The 14,449-nt window shown below is 67.2% G+C and carries 15 protein-coding genes; 3 read left to right on the top strand and 12 right to left on the bottom strand.

Annotated features, from left to right (window positions below):
* Positions 1-129 precede the first annotated feature (129 nt).
* On the top strand, positions 130-2,241 hold the full coding sequence (gene fusA / locus AC6LJ5_RS04770) for an elongation factor G (RefSeq protein WP_103272442.1): 2,112 nt from the start codon (positions 130-132) through the stop codon (positions 2,239-2,241).
* Positions 2,242-2,257: 16 nt separating this feature from the next.
* On the opposite strand, the gene AC6LJ5_RS04765 is transcribed toward fusA, so the two are convergent.
* Positions 2,258-3,157 carry a DMT family transporter gene (locus tag AC6LJ5_RS04765; RefSeq protein WP_498139930.1) on the bottom strand — a complete coding sequence of 300 codons (900 nt, stop codon included), beginning with the start codon at positions 3,155-3,157 and terminating at the stop codon, positions 2,258-2,260.
* Between the two features lie 299 nt (positions 3,158-3,456).
* Here AC6LJ5_RS04765 and AC6LJ5_RS04760 point away from each other — a divergent pair, with 299 nt between their 5' ends.
* Positions 3,457-3,927: an Lrp/AsnC family transcriptional regulator gene (locus AC6LJ5_RS04760; RefSeq protein WP_498139929.1), complete on the top strand. Its 471-nt coding sequence runs from the start codon at positions 3,457-3,459 to the stop codon at positions 3,925-3,927.
* Between the two features lie 37 nt (positions 3,928-3,964).
* On the opposite strand, the gene AC6LJ5_RS04755 is transcribed toward AC6LJ5_RS04760, so the two are convergent.
* The gene (locus tag AC6LJ5_RS04755; RefSeq protein ID WP_498139928.1) at positions 3,965-4,780 is read right to left on the bottom strand and encodes an alpha/beta fold hydrolase; all 816 of its coding nucleotides are present in this window, start codon (positions 4,778-4,780) and stop codon (positions 3,965-3,967) included.
* Between the two features lie 165 nt (positions 4,781-4,945).
* On the opposite strand from AC6LJ5_RS04755, the gene AC6LJ5_RS04750 reads away from it, so the two are divergent.
* A complete protein-coding gene (locus AC6LJ5_RS04750; RefSeq protein ID WP_103272446.1) occupies positions 4,946-5,443 on the top strand; it encodes a YbaK/EbsC family protein in 498 nt (165 codons plus the stop codon).
* A 28-nt stretch (positions 5,444-5,471) separates the two neighbouring features.
* Here AC6LJ5_RS04750 and AC6LJ5_RS04745 read toward each other — a convergent pair whose 3' ends face one another.
* From AC6LJ5_RS04745 to AC6LJ5_RS04700, 10 genes are all read right to left on the bottom strand, one after another.
* Positions 5,472-6,281: an ABC transporter ATP-binding protein gene (locus tag AC6LJ5_RS04745; protein WP_498139927.1), complete on the bottom strand. Its 810-nt coding sequence runs from the start codon at positions 6,279-6,281 to the stop codon at positions 5,472-5,474.
* Positions 6,278-7,321, bottom strand: coding sequence for a FecCD family ABC transporter permease (locus tag AC6LJ5_RS04740; protein WP_498139926.1), 1,044 nt, complete (start codon positions 7,319-7,321; stop codon positions 6,278-6,280). Before AC6LJ5_RS04740 ends, AC6LJ5_RS04745 begins: the two co-directional genes overlap by 4 nt.
* A complete protein-coding gene (ybgF, locus tag AC6LJ5_RS04735; protein ID WP_103272449.1) occupies positions 7,321-8,010 on the bottom strand; it encodes a tol-pal system protein YbgF in 690 nt (229 codons plus the stop codon). Before ybgF ends, AC6LJ5_RS04740 begins: the two co-directional genes overlap by 1 nt.
* 85 nt (positions 8,011-8,095) lie before the next feature.
* Positions 8,096-8,593, bottom strand: coding sequence for a peptidoglycan-associated lipoprotein Pal (pal, locus tag AC6LJ5_RS04730; RefSeq protein ID WP_103272450.1), 498 nt, complete (start codon positions 8,591-8,593; stop codon positions 8,096-8,098).
* Between the two features lie 31 nt (positions 8,594-8,624).
* Positions 8,625-9,944 carry a Tol-Pal system beta propeller repeat protein TolB gene (gene tolB, locus AC6LJ5_RS04725; protein ID WP_392409354.1) on the bottom strand — a complete coding sequence of 440 codons (1,320 nt, stop codon included), beginning with the start codon at positions 9,942-9,944 and terminating at the stop codon, positions 8,625-8,627.
* A 20-nt stretch (positions 9,945-9,964) separates the two neighbouring features.
* Positions 9,965-11,053, bottom strand: coding sequence for a cell envelope integrity protein TolA (tolA, locus tag AC6LJ5_RS04720; protein WP_498139925.1), 1,089 nt, complete (start codon positions 11,051-11,053; stop codon positions 9,965-9,967).
* A gap of 39 nt (positions 11,054-11,092) precedes the next feature.
* Positions 11,093-11,551, bottom strand: coding sequence for an ExbD/TolR family protein (locus tag AC6LJ5_RS04715; protein ID WP_006388741.1), 459 nt, complete (start codon positions 11,549-11,551; stop codon positions 11,093-11,095).
* A complete protein-coding gene (tolQ, locus tag AC6LJ5_RS04710) occupies positions 11,551-12,234 on the bottom strand; it encodes a protein TolQ (protein WP_103272452.1) in 684 nt (227 codons plus the stop codon). The genes AC6LJ5_RS04715 and tolQ overlap by 1 nt, the downstream gene beginning before the upstream one ends.
* Positions 12,235-12,236: 2 nt before the next feature.
* Positions 12,237-12,659, bottom strand: a complete 423-nt coding sequence (gene ybgC / locus AC6LJ5_RS04705; protein ID WP_103272453.1) for a tol-pal system-associated acyl-CoA thioesterase — start codon at positions 12,657-12,659, stop codon at positions 12,237-12,239.
* A 57-nt stretch (positions 12,660-12,716) separates the two neighbouring features.
* Positions 12,717-14,447, bottom strand: a complete 1,731-nt coding sequence (locus AC6LJ5_RS04700) for a proline--tRNA ligase (protein WP_103272454.1) — start codon at positions 14,445-14,447, stop codon at positions 12,717-12,719.
* Between the last annotated feature and the right edge of the window lie 2 nt (positions 14,448-14,449).

Raw genomic sequence — 14,449 nt, 5'->3', positions numbered from 1 at the left:
CGTAATATTGGCGATGCAAGTGCGGGCGCGCGGTACGCAACGCATCTGGCCGCGGCCTCGCGCCCGCCGCGGCAACGCCCGGTCGGGCTTGCCGTCTTCGCCCATCTGCACACAGCAAGGGAAGAGGCCATGACTCGCAAGACGCGCATCGAGCTTTACCGCAATATCGGCATCAGCGCCCATATCGACGCGGGCAAGACGACCACCACCGAGCGCATCCTCTTCTACACAGGCATCACTCACAAGATCGGCGAGGTGCACGACGGCGCCGCCGTGATGGACTGGATGGAACAGGAACAGGAACGCGGCATCACCATCACCTCGGCCGCCACCACCGCGTTCTGGAAGGGCATGGCCGGCAACTATCCCGAGCACCGCATCAACATCATCGACACGCCGGGGCACGTGGATTTCACCATCGAGGTCGAACGCTCCATGCGCGTGCTGGACGGCGCCGTCATGGTGTACGACTCCGTCGGCGGCGTGCAACCGCAGTCCGAGACGGTCTGGCGCCAGGCCAACAAGTACAAGGTGCCGCGCCTGGCCTTCGTCAACAAGATGGACCGCGTGGGCGCGGACTTCCTGCGCGTGCAGCGCCAGATCGTCGAGCGCCTGAAAGGCGACGCCGTGCCGATCCAGCTGCCGGTGGGCGCCGAGGATCATTTCGAGGGCGTGATCGATCTGGTCAAGATGAAGGCCATCATCTGGGATGATGCCAGCCAGGGCGTGCGCTTCGAGTATCGGGACATTCCGGCGAACATGCAGGCCGAGGCCGAAGCCTGGCGCGAGAAGATGGTCGAGAAGGCGGCCGAGGCCAATGAGACGCTGCTCGAGAAATACCTGTCCGGCGAGGCGCTGAGCGAAGAGGAAATCAAGCAGGGCCTGCGCGCCCGCACCGTGGCCAACGAGATCGTGCCGATGCTGTGCGGCAGCGCCTTCAAGAACAAGGGCGTGCAGGCCATGCTGGACGCGGTGATCGACTACCTGCCGTCGCCGGTGGACGTGCCGGCGATCAAGGGCCACGACGAGCGCGACCGCGAGATCGAACGCCATCCGACCGACAAGGAACCGTTCTCGGCCCTGGCCTTCAAGATCATGACCGACCCCTTCGTCGGCCAGCTGGTGTTCTTCCGCGCGTATTCCGGCGTGGTGAAGTCGGGCGATTCCGTCTACATCCCCGGCAAGGAAAAGAAGGAGCGGCTGGGCCGCATCCTGCAGATGCACGCCAACGAGCGGCGCGAGATCACCGAAGTCTATGCCGGCGACATCGCGGCGGCGGTGGGGGTGAAGGACGTCACCACCGGCGATACGCTCAGCGACCCGGCGCACGTCATCATCCTGGAACGCATGGTGTTCCCCGAACCCGTGATCTCGCAGGCGGTGGAGCCCAAGACCAAGGCCGACCAGGAAAAGATGGGCATCGCGCTGGGCCGGCTGGCGCAGGAGGATCCGTCGTTCCGCGTGCGCACCGATGAAGAGTCGGGGCAGACGATCATCTCCGGCATGGGCGAGCTGCACCTGGAGATCCTGGTGGACCGGATGAAGCGCGAGTTCGGCGTGGAGGCGACCGTGGGCAAGCCGCAGGTGGCCTACCGCGAGACCATCCGCAAGACCTGCGACGAGGTCGAAGGCAAGTTCGTCAAGCAGTCGGGCGGTCGTGGCCAGTATGGCCATGTGGTGCTGAAGCTGGAGCCGCAGGAGCCGGGCAAGGGCTACGAGTTCGTCGACGCGATCAAGGGCGGCGTGGTGCCGCGCGAGTTCATCCCAGCCGTGGACAAGGGCATCCGCGAATCGCTCAACGCCGGCGTGCTGGCGGGCTACCCGGTGGTGGACGTGAAGGCGACGCTTTTCTTCGGTTCGTACCACGATGTGGATTCGAACGAAAACGCCTTCCGCATGGCTGCGTCCATGGCGTTCAAGGAAGGCATGCGGCGCGCCGATCCGGTGCTGCTGGAGCCGATGATGCAGGTCGAGGTGGAAACGCCGGAGGACTTCACCGGCAACGTCATGGGCGACCTGTCCTCGCGCCGGGGCATGGTGCAGGGCATGGAGGACATCGCGGGTGGCGGCGGCAAGCTGGTGCGGGCCGAGGTGCCGCTGGCCGAGATGTTCGGCTACTCCACGTCCCTGCGTTCGTTGACGCAGGGACGGGCGACCTACACCATGGAGTTCAAGCACTACGCCGAGGCGCCGCGCCAGGTGATGCAGGAAGTCATCGCGGCCAAGGGCGGCGGCCGCTGATCGCGTCGCGGGCGGATCAGGCCGGGGCGGCGGCGGTTGCCGTCCGGCCGCGCCCGCGCAGCGATGCCAGCCGCACGCCCAGCAGGATCATCACGAAGCCGTAGGCATGGAACAGCTGCGGCGCTTCGCCCAGCAGCGGCCAGGCCAGCAGCGCCGCGTAGACTGGCACCAGGAACATCGACAGCCCCGCCGTGGCCGGACCGGCCTGGCTGATCAGCCGGCCGTACACGTAATACGCGCCAAGGCTGGGCACGATGGCCAGGAACAGCAGCGCGGCCGCCAGGCGAGGGTCGCTCCAGGCCGGCGCGGCGCCAGTCAGCGTTTCAACGGCGGCGAAGGGCGCCAGCGCCAGCGCGCCTGCGGCCATCATCACGGCCAGCTTGGCGCTGGCAGGCACCGCGGGCTGGGGCAGGCGCTTTTGCAGCACCGTGTAGAAGGCCCAGCCGGTGGCGGCCAGCAGCACCCACAGATCGCCCTGGCCGAAGGCCAGTCGCGCCAGCACATCGGCGTCGCCGCGCGACAGCACCGTCAACACGCCGCCCAGCGCCAGCAACAGGCCGGCCCCGCGCGTGGCCGGCAGGGGCTTGCGCCAGATCAGCGCTTCGAGCAGCGATACCAGGATGGGGCTGCACGAGAAGATCAGCGCGATATTCGTGGCGCTGGTGTGCTGCGCGCCGATGTATTGCGGCGCCACTGCCACGCCCATGCCCAGCACCGCCAGGGGCAGCAGCGAGGGCAGGCCGCGGCGCAGCGCCTGGCGATGCCGGTACAGCGCGGGCGCGGCGATCGGCAGCAGGATCAGCAGCGCGATCAGCCAGCGGCCGAAGGCCAGGAAAACGGGGGGAAGGGCGGCGTCGTGGGCCCATCGGGCCGCCACCATGTTGGAGGCGAAAAGCGCGGGGGCGCTGAAAAGCATGGCCGTGCCGGCAAGGCCCAGGCCGGGGCGTGCTGCGGGTGCTGCGGTGTGAGGCATGATGTCCGGCCGCGCGGGTCGGCGCGCGGCTTGCTGCGATGAATCGTCGGTGTCCGGGCGGGGTTGTGCCGCCGCTCGGGCGCCGGATCGGACGGGCGGGGTGGTGCCTGTCTTGATGGAGAGTCTATCGGCAGATCCGCAAAATAGGTTTCTGCATTCACGCCTGACCTTGCGTATTTGAAAAATTAATATCCTCTAAAATTCAATTTTGAAGAGATATTCTCCCGAGCAGGAGCGCCCGCGTGTCCACACCGCCCAAAATCGATGAAACCGACCGCAAGATCCTGCGCGCGTTGCGCGCCGACGGCCGGCTGACCAACCTGAAACTGGCCGAGCAGGTGGGGCTGTCGCCCACGCCTTGCTGGAACCGCGTCAGGGCGCTGGAAGAGGCGGGAGTGATCGAGGGCTATGCGGCGCTGTTGAACCAGAAGGCGCTGGGCCTGCCGGATACCGTCATGATCGAGGTGACGCTGGAACATCACGACGACGACACGCTGGCGCGCTTTGGCAACGAGATCACGCGCCTGCCGGAGGTGGTCGAGGCTTTCCTGGTCACGGGCGAATACGACTATCTGATCAAGGTCGCCGTCGCCGGCACCGAGGGTTACGAGGAATTCCTGCGCAAGCGTCTGTACAAGCTCAAGGGTGTGCGGCACAGCCGTTCCACGTTCGTGCTGCGGCGGCTCAAGCACACGCCCTCGGTCGAGCCGTGACGCATGAGTTCCCAGCGTGGGGCGGCGTCGGGCCGCTTCAGCCCAGTCCGTTCAGGAAATCGTCGATCGCACCGTTGAACGCGCGTGGATTGCCCAGGTTCATGCCATGCGAAGAGCCGGCGATGTCGATGCGCCGCGCTTGCGGCAGCCAGCGCGACAGCGCATCCAGCACGGCGGGGTAGGGCTGCGGGCTGAGGGCGCCGCCGATCAGCAGGGTGGGCAAGGCCAGGCCACCGATCTGTGCGGCGGTCAGGACGGGCGGTTTCTCGTCGACCTGTCCGAACAGGGTGCCGACGTTGTCGCGCACCATTTCCTTGAACCAGGGCACCATGCGCTGCCAGGTGTTGGGGCCGGTCACCGTGTCCACGAACAGCGCCAGGCCGGTGTCCACGTCACCCTGCCGGATCAGCGTGAGCGCCTCCTGGCGGAAGCTGCCGGGCAGATCATCTTCGCCGGGCAGGGGCAGGCCGGGATCGGCCAGCGTCAGGCTGCGCAGGGCGTCGGGCCGCCGCAGGGCGACTTCCAGCGCGACGCGGCCGCCGCGCGAATGGCCGACGAGGTCGGCGCGTCCGCCGGCCACCTGGTCGATGAACTCCAGCACGTCCTCGGCGTGTTGCGCGACAGAGAAGCCGCCGCCTTCGCCGTTCCAGGCCTCTGGCCAGTACCGGCGCAGGCAGACGGCCAGCACGCGGCGGCTGCGGCCCAGCGGGCCCATCTGCGATTTCCAGTAGCGGCTGTCCGACAGCGAACCATGCACCAGCACTAGCGGGTCGCCGCTGCCATATTCGGTGTAGGACATGGCATAGCCGCCGATGATGGCGGTCTGCTGGGGCAGGACGGGTTCGGAACGCATTGGTGCAGGGTTGGGAGGGCCAGGGTCGCATTCTAGCCCGACGCGCCGCGCCCTTTGAGGCGCCGAGGCCGGAACGGCGGCTCCGTGAACTGCTGATATGCTAATTACGGATCGCCCGCCGTCCGGCGGGTTTTTGCGAACACTCATTTGATCGGAGCTGTCCCGATGTCCCCGGAGTCTCTTGCCGCCTTGCCCGAATCCGCCCAACGTGTTGCCCGCCTTCTGCTGGAGCTGGGCCACGACAAGCCCGTGGTGGTCCTGCCTCAGACCGGCAAGACCTCGGCGGAAGCGGCGGCGGGCCTGGGCTGCGAGGTGGCGCAGATCGCCAAGTCGATCATCTTCCGCCGCGCTGCCGACAACGCGCCTGTGCTGGTGATCGCCAGCGGCACCAACCGGGTGGACGAGGCCAAGGTGTCCGCGCAGGTGGGCGCGCTGGCCAAGGCCGACGCCAAGTTCGTGCGCGACATGACGGGCTACGCCATCGGCGGCGTCTGCCCGATCGGCCACGCGGTCAAGCCGGTGATGCTGCTGGACCAGGATCTGTTCCAGTACGACAGCCTGTGGGCCGCCGCCGGGCATCCGCATGCGGTGTTCAACCTGACGCCGCAACAACTGGCCGACATGACCGGCGCGCCGGTCGCGGACGTGGCGCAGCGCGCCTGACCCCGCTGGCCGCCGCGCGGCCGGGCTGTCAGCGCGGATGCGCCAGCAGCCCGTCGATCAGCACCTGGCGCAGGCCCCGGCTACAACTTTCCACGCGTCCCTGCACGCCATAGACGGCGGCCAGCGCCTGCGGCGTGATCACATCCGTGGGCGCGCCGGCCCCCGCCAGCCGGCCCTGGTGGATCAGCACCGCCCGGTCGGCATGCTGCAGGGCCGCGTTCAGATCGTGCAGCACGATGACGCTGATCAACCCGTGCCGCCGCGTCTCCTGGCGCAGCAATTGCATGACGTGGAACTGGTAGTTCAGGTCCAGCGCCGACAGCGGCTCGTCCAGCAGCAGCACGCGCGGACGGCGGATCAAGGCCTGGGCCAGGCCGACCAGCTGCTTCTGCCCGCCCGAGAGCGCGTCCAGATAATGCAGGGCCAGGGGGGCGATGCCCAGGCGTTCCAGCAACGTCTCGATCTCGGCGGGGCTGGCAGAGGGCGCCAGCCCGTCGCCGGCGCGGGCGGCCACCAGCACGGATTCGAACACCCGCAGATGGACTTCGGCGGGCAGGCCTTGCGGCAGGTAGACGACGTGGCGCGCGCGTTCGGCCTGATCGGCCGTCGCAAGGTCGCGGCCATCCAGCCGCGCCGTCCCGGCGCGCACGCGGACGAGGCCCGCCAGCGTCTTGAGCAACGTGGACTTGCCGCTGCCGTTCGGTCCCAGCAGCGCGGTGAGTTCGCCGGCGGCCAGCGGGGGCAGGCTCAGCCCGTGCAGCACGTCCTGCCGGCCATAGCCGGCCTTCAGCTCGTCCACCTCGAGCATCGCGGGCGCAAGGGGGGAAGCCGGGTTCATGGCAGGCGGCGGCGCATGACCACCGATACGAAGAAGGGGATGCCGACCAGCGAGGTCACGATGCCGACCGGGATGATCACGCCGGGCATCAGGTTCTTGGACGCCAGCGACGCGAGCGACAGGATGGTGGCGCCGGTCAGTGCGCTGCCGGGCAGGTAATAGCGGTGATCCTCGCCGAACAGCCGGCGGGCGATATGGGGCGCCACCAGGCCGATGAAGCCGATGGTGCCGACGAAGGCCACGGACAGCGCCGACAGCAGGCTGACGCGCGCCAGCGCCGCCACGCGCACGCGCCGCACGTCGACGCCAAAGCTGGCGGCGCGCTCTTCGCCCAGCCGCAGCGCCGTCAGCTTCCAGGACTGACGCAAGGCCAGCGGCAGGGCCAATGCCACAGCCACGGCCAGCGCGCCGGCCGACGCCCAGCTGGAGCGCGACAGGCTGCCCATGGTCCAGAACACGAGGTTTTGCAGCGCCTCGGCGCTGGCGACGAATTGCACCAGCGACACCAGCGCGTTGAAACTGAACACCATGGCGATGCCGAACAGCACCACGCCCTGGGTGTTCATACCCGCCCAGCGCGCCGCCGCGTCCAGCGCCAGGGCCGCCAGCGCGGCGAACAGGAAGGCGTTGCCGGCGATCAGCCAGCCCGCGGGCACGCCGGGCAGGCCGAGGTTGAGCACGATGGCCAGCGAGGCGCCGAAGGCGGCCGCCGAAGACACGCCCAGCGTGAACGGGCTGGCCAGCGGGTTGTTGAGGATGGTCTGCATCTCGGCGCCGGCCAGGCCGAGCGCGGCGCCAACCAGCGCGGCCATCAGGGCCTGCGGCAGACGGATGTCCCAGACGATGACGCGGGTGCTGGGATCGGCCGCGGCGGGCGCGCTCAGCGCGCGCCACAATTCGCTCCAGGACAGGGCGGACGGCCCCGTCGTGAAGTCAGCCAGCAGTGCGATGAAAATCGCCGCCAGCAGCAGGGCGATGAGCCCTGCCCGGCGGCGCAGGATGTGCCGATAGGCGGTGACCGCGGACGCGGCTGCCGCCATTACTGCAGCAGTTGGAGACGGCTCTTGGCCGTGCCGGCGGCGGGCGCGCTGGGATAGTCGCGGACGATGCGCTGCAGCGTCGTCTTGGCGCCGGCGCGGTTGTTCAGTTCGATCTGGCTGCCGGCGATGACGAGCAGCGCATCGGGAGCGCGCGCGTTGTCAGGGGCCTTCTGGACCATGCTGGTGAGCTGCTCGATCGCACCCTTGAAGTCCTTCAGCGCGTAGCGGCTGCTGCCCAGGTAGAACTGGGCGCTCGGAGCGAGCTGGCTGGCCGGATAGAGCGCGGTGAAGGCGGCGAAGGATTCCGAGGCTTCCTTGTACTGGCCCTTGCGGAACAGGTCGATCGCGCCGTCATAGGCGGCCTGTTCCTGCGGATCGCCGGCATTCGCGCCAGGCGGGTTGGCGCTGCCGGCCGCGCCGCCGCCCTTGGCGCCGGGCTGCTGGCGGGATACGAGTTCGAGCTGGTCGCGCAATTGGGCGACCTCCTGCTGCAAGGCCTGGATCTGGTCGGCCAGTTGCAGCCGGGCGCGCTGGTTCTGTTCGTTCTGCTGTTGCACCTGTTGGCGCAAGTCTAGAATGGCCCGGCGGGCCTCGTCGTCGGCGAAAGCTTGGACGGGAGCGGCCAGGGCGGCCAGCGCCAGACCGGCGGAGGCAATCAGGGGACGCAGGGACAGAACGTTATTGCGCATGAAAATTCCCGGGTGAAAAAAGAAACGCCGGGACGGCCGGCTGACCGTCCCGACGCGTCGTGGGGCAATCGACTATACGAAAAGCTTAGCGCTGATAAACGATATCGGCGCGGCGGTTTTCCGCGAAGTCAGCTTCCGACGTGCCACTCGCCTTCGGCTTTTCCTTGCCGAAGCTGATGGTTTCGATCTGGTTGTCGCTGACGCCCAGCAGGGTCATCATGCGACGAACCGCGTCGGCACGGCGCTGGCCCAGGGCCAGGTTGTATTCGGCGCCGCCGCGCTCGTCGGTGTTGCCTTCGATCTTGATGCGTTGCTGCTGGTGCGAGGCCAGGTAACGGGCATGGGTTTCCACCAGGCTGCGGTACTGGTCCGACACCGAGTAGCTGTCGAAGTCAAAGTATACCGAGCGCTGTTGCGCCAGGATGCTTTGGGGGTTGAAGGGATCAAGGATCTGGCCAGAGGCCTGTCCTTGGCCAGCGCCTCCGCCCTGACCCGCTTTATCGTCGAGAGGGACGGAGCTGCAAGCTGCCAGGGTGGCGGCCAGAGCGGCGATGGTTAGGCTTTTGGCAATGCGCGACTTCATGATAGTTCCTTTGCAAAGAGAGTCACACGTGTTATCGGGTAAATGGGCCCCAAGTCGGTTCACGTATTTCCCCATTCAGTACCGAAAGCGTCTGCCGTACGCGGCCATCGCTCGACACACCCGCAAGCACGCTACGGCCGTTCTGCACGGCGGCGTAGAGGACTTGCATGCCATTCGGCGCGAAGCTCGGAGACTGATCGTCACGACCATCAGTCAGCAAGGATTCGGAGCCTGAGGACAGGTTCAACGAGGCGATTCGAAACGCGCCGTCGCGTCTTGCAACGTACAGCAACGTCGATCCATCGGGGGAAATTCGGGGTGAGATGTTGTAACCACCATTAAACGTGAGGCGGCGAGCATCGCCACCGTCCAGGCCGGTCTGATAGATTTGCGGCCCGCCGCTGCGGTCACTGGTAAAGATAATGGAACGGCCGTCTGGCGTAAAGCTCGGCTCGGTGTCAATCCCGGGAGAACGCGTAACTCGGCGCATATTCGAGCCGCCGGCCGCGCTGACGATGTAAATTTGCGACAACCCGTCGCGCGTCAGCGCCACGGCCAGCTGGGTGCCGTCGGGCGACCAGCCCGGGGCGCTGTTGTTGCCCTTGAAGTTGGCCACGGGCACGCGGGCGCTGGTGGCCAGGGTGTGCACATACACGACCGGCTTGCCGGATTCGAAGCTCACATAGGCCAGCTTCGAACCATCGGGCGACCAGGAGGGCGAGATGATCGGCTCGCGCGAGCGCAGCGCGACCTGGGGATTCTGGCCGTCGGCGTCGGCGACCTGCAGTTCGTAGGTCGGACCCTGCTTGAGCACGTAGGCGATGCGGGTGGAGAACACGCCGCGCACGCCGGTGATCTTTTCGTAGATGCGGTCGGCGATCTGGTGGGCGACGCGGCGCAGTTCCTGTTCGGTACCCGAGAACGCCACGCCGTCCAGCTGACCCTTCTTGACCGTGTCGGCCAGGCGGTAGCGCACGTCGTAGCGGCCGTCGGCGCCGCGCACGATGCTGCCATAGGCCAGGAAGTCGGCGCCCTTCGAGCGCCAGTCGTCGTGCGAGATGGCCGAATCGACGTTCAGGCCGGCGCCGGCGGCGCTGATCAGGCGGAACTGGCCCGTGCGGGTCAGGTCGGCGCGGATCACCTCGGCCAGGGCGCGACCGTGGGCATCGTCCACGGCGAAATCGGCGATGGCCACCGGGTATTGGGTGGCGCCGGTGCCGGAAATGTCGACGCGCAGTTGCGCGTGGGCCGGCCGGACGGCCAGCAGGCTGGCGAACGCCAGCAGTAGCGCCAGTCCGTACGTTCGCCAGAACGCAAGGAGGGGGGCGCTTCGGCTATGGGCGGGAGTCATGATCAGCAATCTCCTGTCTATTAGTACATGCTGTACTCACCGTAGATACTCGGTTCGTAGCGGCCATTCGAAGGTTTCGGGAAGGGGTTGCAGCGGCGTATGCCGGCTTCGATCGCGCGGTCGAACGCCGGGATGCCCGAAGAGCGGGTAATCGTAACTGCGGTGACCTTGCCGTCAGAAGTATTCAACTTTACTTGGTATTCGGCCGTGGGGTTCTCCGCGCCGCTGCGGGGAGGCGTCGGATAAGCCACGCCCGGCTGCACGCAGGCACGGACTTTGGCGCCATAGCCCGCGTCGCGGCCGCCGGATCCGCCGGTCTGGTTGCGGTCGGCGGTGCCGCCCGGGATGCCGGCCGCGCCGAGCGCGTCGTTGCGGAAAGCGTCCTTGAGGGCCTTGTCGGCGGCCGCCTTTTTGGCGGCCTCTTCCTTGGCCTTCTTCTCGGCGGCGGCCTTCTCGGCGGCGACCTTTTCAGCCGCGGCCTTTTCGGCGGCCGCCTTCTCGGCAGCAGCCTTTTCGGCGGCGGCCTTCTTGGCGGCGTCTTCCTTGGCCTTCTTCTCGGCGGCGGCCTTTTCGGCCGCGGCCTTTTCCGCAGCGGCCTTCTCGGCGGCAGCCTTGTCAGCGGCCTGGCGTTCCTGCTCCAGGCGCTTCTTTTCCTTCAGCTCGGCCTGCTTGCGCTCTTCCTCCAGGCGCGCCTTCTCCTTGGCGGCCTCGGCGGCTTCGCGCGCCTTTTCCTCTTCCTCACGCTTCTTCTTGGCTTGCTGCAGCGCGATCTCAGGGTCGACTTCCGACTTGGGCGGCTGGACCTTGGGTTCGGGCGGAGGCGGGGGAGGATCCGGCTGCTTCTGCGGCTCGGGTTCCGGTTGCGGCTTGGGCTGAGGCTGGGGTTTGGGCGGTTCGGGCGTGGGCGGCGGCGAAACGGGCGAATTGCCGTTCGCCCAGAGCTGCACTTCCACCGGGCCGGGCGTTTCCGTGCGCCAGTTCAGGTTGAAGATCAACACGGCCAGCAGCAGCGCGTGCACCAACAAGGCCAGAAGCAGGGCTTTCCGGTTGTCAGTGTTGGGCGGCGTGGCCGGGGGGCCGCTGCGGTGTCGAATGATGGGTGGCGTCATGGGCGTTGCATGCCGGCGAGCCGGCGGGAGAGCGTCGCGTTAGCGTTTCTTCGCGGGAGCGGGCTGGTTGCCGCCGGCGGACTGGTCCACCAGCAGGCCCAGGCGGGTGATGCCGTTGGTGCGCAGCTCGTCCATGACCTTCACGACCGTCTCGTAGGGCACCTTGCCATCGGCGGCGATGACCACCGGGGTTTCCGCGGTGATGCGCGAACGCACCTGCGCCACCAGCTCGGGCCGGGCGATGTCCTGCATCGTCGCGCCGGGCTCGCGCATGCGCAGCGCGATCTTGCCGTCTTCGGAGATCTGCACTTCCAGCGGCTTGACCGGCACGTCGGAGGCGGCGCCGACCGACGGCAGCTGGATCAGGCCCGGCGTGATCAGGGGCGCGGTCACCATGAAGATGACCAGCAGCACCAGCATCACGTCGATGTAGGGCACCACGTTGATGTCGGCCTTCATGCGGCGGCCGGACCTGCCGCGCGAGCTTACCGAGGGCATTAGCGCACCTGCCGTTGCAGAATGTTCAGGAACTCGTCGACGAAGCTGTCGAAGCGGATCGACAGACGGTCGATGTCATTGGTGAAGCGGTTATAGGCGACCACGGCTGGGATGGCCGCGAACAGGCCGATGGCGGTGGCGATCAGCGCCTCGGCGATGCCGGGGGCGACCGAGGCCAGCGTGGCCTGCTGCATGTTCGACAGGCCGATGAAGGCGTGCATGATGCCCCAGACCGTGCCGAGCAGGCCGATGTACGGCGACACCGAGCCGGCCGAGGCCAGGAAGTTCAGGTGCGATTCCAGCGAGTCCATTTCGCGCTGGTAGGCGGCGCGCATGGCGCGGCGCGGGCCGTCCAGCAGGGCGGTGGCGTCGCCGCCGGAACCGCCGCCGCGGCGGGCTTTCAGGAATTCGGTCATGCCGGCGTCGAAGATGCGGGCCAGGGCGCCTTGCTCGTCGCGGCGCGAGGCCACGGCCTGCTGCAGCATGGACAGGTCGCCGCCGGACCAGAAGTCATCCTCGAAGCGGCGAGTTTGGGAGTCGGCGCGCTTGATGGCCAGGCGCTTGGCGAAGATGTAGGTCCAGGACATGATCGAGATGCCCAGGAGCATCAGCATGATCAGCTGGACCGGCACGCTGGCGTGCGAAATCAGCGAAAGCAACGACATGTCGTTGGTGGCTTGCATGGTTATTCCTGAATTGATCCCAGTTTGGCGCGTAGGTCGGCCGGCAGTTCCGCCGGCCGCATTTGAACGGCATCGACACAGCAGACTTGGATGTTGCCTTCGGCAAGCAGTTCCCCGTCGCGTTCCGCGCGCTGCGCGAAGTGTATCGAAGCGCGGCCCAGTCGTGTGACTCGGCTGCGTATGGTAAGCAAGTCATCCAGCCGGGCCGGCTTGCGGTAGGCCATGTCCAGCGCCTTGACGACGAACAGCCGCTGCTCCGAGACAGCCAGGCCGGACTGGTTGATTCCCAGATCGCGCAGCCACTCGGTGCGGGCGCGTTCGAGGAATTTCAAGTAGTTGGCGTAGAAAACCACTCCTCCAGCGTCCGTGTCTTCGTAGTAGACGCGGACCTGGAAGAGGGATTCTGGGGACTTCGGATCGGTCACGATGCGGATAGGGGCGTTGCGTATTCGGGACGCGAAAAGTCCGTAGTAACTATAGGGTTAGAGCGTGTCCAGCTTTGCCAGCACTTGCTCAAGCGCGGACTGTACCGGAATCTTGACCGCTTCGGTTTCCCGACGGGCCTGCAATTCCACCACACCGTCGTTCAGACCGCGTTCTCCAACTGTTACGCGCAGCGGCGCGCCGATCAGTTCCCACTCGGCGAACATGACGCCGGGACGGGCGTCGCGGTCGTCCAGGATGACGTCCACGCCGCGCGCCAGCAGCGATTCGTAGAGCTTCTGTGCGGTGTCACGCACCGTTTCACTTTTACCCCAGCCGACCGGGCAGATCACCACTTCGAAGGGGGCGATGGCGCGCGGCCAGATGATGCCGCGGGCGTCGTGGTTCTGCTCGATGGCGGCGCCCACGATGCGGGTCACGCCGATGCCGTAGCAGCCCATTTCCAGCGTGGCGGGCTTGCCGGTCTCGTCCAGGAACGTGGCCTTGAGGGCCTCGGAGTACTTCTTGCCCAGATAGAAGACGTGTCCGACTTCGATGCCGCGCATGATGGAAAGCGTGCCCTTGCCGTCTGGCGAGGGGTCGCCGGCGACCACGTTGCGCAGGTCGGCGACCTGCTCGGGCTCGGGCAGGTCGCGGCCCCAGTTCACGCCCTGGATGTGGAAGTCTTCCTTGTTGGCGCCGCAGACGAAATCCGCCATGTGGGCGACCGTGCGGTCGGCCACGACGCGGACCGGCCTGGCGGTGCCGACCGGGCCCAGATAGCCGGGCTTGCAGCCGAAATGCTCGACGATCTCGCTTTCGGTGGCGAAGCGGAAGCCCGCCAGGCCGGGCAGCTTGCCGGCCTTGATCTCGTTCAGCTCGTGGTCGCCGCGCAGCATCAGAAGCCAGATCTGGACCTGGCCCTTGTCGCCTTCGGTGGCCAGGACGATGGATTTGACGGTCTGTTCCAGCGGGATGCCGAGCAGCTTGGCCACGTCCTCGCATTTGGCGGCGCCGGGGGTGGCCACTTCGGCCATGGGCTGGCGGGCCTCGCCGCGCACCGGGTACAGGTTGGGCGCCTCGGCCAGCTCGATGTTGGCGGCGTATTCGGAGTCGCTGTTGTAGACCAGCAGGTCCTCGCCGGTTTCGGCGATGACCTGGAATTCATGGCTGCGGGTGCCGCCGATGGAGCCGGTATCGGCCGCGACGGCGCGGAACTCCAGGCCCAGGCGGCTGAAGATGCGCATGTAGGCGGCGTACATCGTGTCGTAGCTGCGCTGGGCGCCGGCTTCGTCGCGGTCGAAGGAGTAGGCGTCCTTCATGGTGAATTCGCGGCCGCGCATCAGGCCGAAGCGGGGGCGGCGCTCGTCCCGGAACTTGGTCTGGATGTGATAGAAGTTGACCGGCAGCTGGCGGTAGCTGTGGATCTCGTTGCGCGCGATGTCGGTGATGACTTCCTCGGACGTGGGCTGCAGCACGAAATCGCGCTGGTGACGGTCCTTGATGCGCAGCAGTTCGGCGCCGTACTGCTCCCAGCGGCCCGATTCCTGCCAGAGTTCGGCCGGCTGGACCACCGGCATCAGCAGCTCCAGGGCGCCGGCGGCGTTCATTTCGTCACGGACGATGGCCTCGATCTTGCGGATGACCTTCAGCCCCAGGGGCATGTAGGTGTAGATGCCTCCGGCCAGCTTGCGGATCATGCCGGCCCGCGTCATCAGCTGATGGCTGGCGACTTCGGCTTCGGAGGGGGCTTCTTTGAGGGTATTGAGGTGGTAGGTAGATGCGCGCATGG

The sequence above is a fragment of the Achromobacter sp. 1011791174 genome (assembly GCF_059760925.1).
Note: the sequence above shows the minus strand (reverse complement) of the source record. Positions and strands in the feature narration are given on the sequence as shown.